Below are 4,278 nucleotides of genomic sequence, written 5' to 3'. Positions count from 1 at the left end.
GGAATAATTTCAGCAAGACGGACCCAGCGATTTTCTTTATTTAATTTCCCACCGAATGGTAGAAAAAAATCATCTACAAAAGTTAATTGATGTTCGGTCTTTTTGTACATCGTAACAGCCTCCAAGTGCAAGGTTTTTTACGTGTTTCCTTTGAAATCCTTACACTTTATATTCGACAAAAGTAGCCAAAATCCTTGTCAAATCTGGAACTTTTGCTTATTCAGCAAGCCCTAAATACATCCAATGTTAAAGTTCAACGTTACGGATGGAATTGAAAAAGATTATAAACCGTATTTAAATACATCCAATGTTAAAGTTCAACAGCGCCGGCTGCAGAAGGCCATTGCCTCCAAAGTCTAATTTAAATACATCCAATGTATCTGCTCGACAGGTTCGATCGCGTAAATGACGCGCATTTAAATACATCCAATGTTAAAGTTCAACTATTCGCCTCAAAGTTCATGAGGTCGATTTTATCGAACATTTAAATATATCCAATGTTAAAGTTCAACAGGAAAAAGAAAATATATCGGCACATATAGCAAGCTATTTAAATACATCCAATGTTAAAGTTCAACTGGCCAGTTTGTATACGCCAAATATTAGCAAGCCAAATTTAAATACATCCAATGTTAAAGTTCAACGCGATGGCAGGAGTCGAACCTGCCAATCCTGTGACATTTAAATACATCCAATGTTAAAGTTCAACCATTGTACAGCTTTTCAGTGTGCCGGCATTTTACATATTTAAATACATCCAATGTTAAAGTTCAACCACTTACCGCAATCTTTTCGCCAACATAGATACGGTATTTAAATACATCCAATGTTAAAGTTCAACTTTTATTACGATCTCGTTATCATCAAGTCCATCATCTATTTAAATACATCCAATGTTAAAGTTCAACCACTGGTGGTATGGCGTTATTGCACCGTCATTTGATATTTAAATACATCCAATGTTAAAGTTCAACGTTATATCAACCGTGCCATACCCGCCATCGACAAATTTAAATACATCCAATGTTAAAGTTCAACCGAAGACGAAGTATCTGCTTCAATTGTCAAAGCGATATTTAAATACATCCAATGTTAAAGTTCAACTCTTTGTTGTAATACTTTTCTCGGTAAAGGAATAATTTAAATACATCCAATGTTAAAGTTCAACACAAAAATGGAAGTGCGCTTTGGCTTTGTCAGTGATTTAAATACATCCAATGTTAAAGTTCAACGTGAAAATGTGGGAAGTACACGGAACGCTAAGCGGATTTAAATACATCCAATGTTAAAGTTCAACTACAAAGCCGCCACCATAATCACACCCCCTACGATTATTTAAATACATCCAATGTTAAAGTTCAACAATTGACTGTGGACTTTTTGGTTAAGACCAGCATATTTAAATACATCCAATGTTAAAGTTCAACGAATTGACAAGGGAAATGTACCAAAAGTTTATAAAATTTAAATACATCCAATGTTAAAGTTCAACTTTTAAAAATTTTATAAATCGGCGGAGCGTACCCTATTTAAATACATCCAATGTTAAAGTTCAACGAACTAGTGGCGGCGCGGACGAATGTAGGAACGGGATTTAAATACATCCAATGTTAAAGTTCAACAGTGGTATGGATGAAAGTAACTTACGTTCATGATCCATTTAAATACATCCAATGTTAAAGTTCAACAGTATTGATGAACTAAATAATAATGGACTAAATAAATTTAAATACATCCAATGTTAAAGTTCAACTCGAGCCGACTTTCCCATTGTATGTCGTATTTTTATTTAAATACATCCAATGTTAAAGTTCAACGCCAACAGCCGGAAAACCCGCATGACAACGGCGTATTTAAATACATCCAATGTTAAAGTTCAACCTACCGTCATTTAAAGTGACACTAGCTTTTTCATCTATTTAAATACATCCAATGTTAAAGTTCAACAATTTCCGACCCCGAAAAATTCGTTCCCTTATTTCATTTAAATACATCCAATGTTAAAGTTCAACATCAATGTAAGCAGTCACATACTCTTGGTACCCTGATTTAAATACATCCAATGTTAAAGTTCAACTGTCCGTAGCCGGTTTAAAAAAGCCCGGCGCGTAGAATTTAAATACATCCAATGTTAAAGTTCAACACAAAGACATTGTCGAAAAATTGAAAAGCAAAAACAATTTAAATACATCCAATGTTAAAGTTCAACCAAAACAAAGTGGCAATACGCCTGGGCTAATGAAAGATTTAAATACATCCAATGTTAAAGTTCAACATTTCTAACTGGTCGGTCCAGATGTAAACGAACTGAATTTAAATACATCCAATGTTAAAGTTCAACTTTATCTAACTCTGCAGTAGAAATTTTGGCCTCCTTCATTTAAATACATCCAATGTTAAAGTTCAACTGCCAGGAGGAGAGAAGCCAGTAAATGTTGTTGTCTAATTTAAATACATCCAATGTTAAAGTTCAACCCGTTTCGGCTACACTCCAAGCCGCCCTTGACAAATTTAAATACATCCAATGTTAAAGTTCAACACATACTCCCGATAGCCTGCAAAAGTCGGGAAAACAATTTAAATACATCCAATGTTAAAGTTCAACGATGATGGACCGGCAAATCCGCAATTTGGCCGAATAATTTAAATACATCCAATGTTAAAGTTCAACCATAACAAACGACACCTATTATCATCACTCAACGGCATTTAAATACATCCAATGTTAAAGTTCAACGGAAACAAATTTGTCTACAAGCGCATCGAACGTGAATTTAAATACATCCAATGTTAAAGTTCAACGCCTCATGGTGTGTCTTGGAATCATGAAGAGAAATCCATTTAAATACATCCAATGTTAAAGTTCAACTTTCATCCTCACAAACCGCAAATTTTTCACCTTCAAAAATTTAAATACATCCAATGTTAAAGTTCAACGCCTCAATTTTCTGTGTTGTGGTCCCCCCTCTATCATTTAAATACATCCAATGTTAAAGTTCAACTGACGATACGGCGTTGCAGACGGTCTTCGGTATCGTATTTAAATACATCCAATGTTAAAGTTCAACTTTGAATACCCGCGGTAATAATCTGCGGCAACGCATTTAAATACATCCAATGTTAAAGTTCAACAACATTTCCGAAGGGTAAGGTAAATTTTACTTACAAATTTAAATACATCCAATGTTAAAGTTCAACTTGTTCGCCGCCATCGCCAGCACGTCCGCCACATGATTTAAATACATCCAATGTTAAAGTTCAACAACTTCGCGTCAGCAACGGTTTTTGCTCTAAAGTAAATTTAAATACATCCAATGTTAAAGTTCAACTTGTATCGTGTTTCCTCCTCGAAGTAGGCGACAGCTATTTAAATACATCCAATGTTAAAGTTCAACAATAAGGCTATGCAAATCTGCACCGGATCGCACCGTATTTAAATACATCCAATGTTAAAGTTCAACGACGTCTATCTCTGGCACTGCCGTTGATAGTTATGTATTTAAATACATCCAATGTTAAAGTTCAACGTTACGATATTATTTTTATATGTCAAGATATGCGGAATTTAAATACATCCAATGTTAAAGTTCAACAAAAATCACGATACTCCCCAAAAAGCCAAGTATCGATTTAAATACATCCAATGTTAAAGTTCAACCCCAGTATTTTCAACACTTACTGCAAGTATACCTCAGCTAGAGACTTTGGTACAAGTGGATTGTTTGTTTTTTCCCAACCGTTATCGTTTTTTTGATATGTCCATCCAAATTCCCTCAGAAGCCTTTTATACCAAGTGATCGCCGGTTGTGCCGTATTTATTCGGTTGGGAAAAAGTGAGTCATAAAAATATCGATTCTCCATCTCCCGGGTTTTTGCCGATTGTTTCTTCATCAAAGTAGAACTCACTTAAAAACTTAACAATAGAAATGAAGTCTTCATCTTTATGAATTACTTTATTAAGCTCTTTTTTAAGAGAAATTAGCTGTGATGGTGTAATAGCACCGCGAAAAACAGATTTTTGATGATGATATAAATATTTTTTACAAATTTTAAAAACCTTTTGTACTCTTCTTTCGTTTATATCATAAACCTGAATCCGTGACGAAAATCTAACAAACATCGGTAATAGGTAGTTTTCCCAAGTGTGGATTTCTAGATGTAACTGGTTATTCATAAAATATATCTTTGTAACTTTGGTAGGTAAATTTTTTCCTATTTCATTTATTTTAGGCACGAAAAATAAACCTGCAAATTTCCATTTTTTTTGCAAGTTTTCTG

At 34.2% G+C, this 4,278-nt stretch carries 1 protein-coding gene and 1 CRISPR repeat array; the gene reads right to left on the bottom strand.

The genetic code is table 11. From position 1 onward, the window contains the following. Nucleotides 1-228 precede the first annotated feature (228 nt). Nucleotides 229-3,658: a CRISPR direct-repeat array (repeat unit 30 nt; unit sequence ATTTAAATACATCCAATGTTAAAGTTCAAC). 180 nt (nucleotides 3,659-3,838) lie between these two features. Continuing rightward, on the bottom strand, nucleotides 3,839-4,278 hold a 440-nt coding region (cas2, locus tag P9687_RS16790), incomplete at its 5' end, for a CRISPR-associated endonuclease Cas2 (RefSeq protein ID WP_328228943.1).

The sequence above is a fragment of the Weizmannia sp. CD-2023 genome (assembly GCF_036225245.1).
Classification (GTDB): domain Bacteria; phylum Bacillota; class Bacilli; order Bacillales; family Bacillaceae_C; genus Weizmannia; species Weizmannia faecalis.
This window is presented reverse-complemented; position numbering and strand designations above follow the sequence as displayed.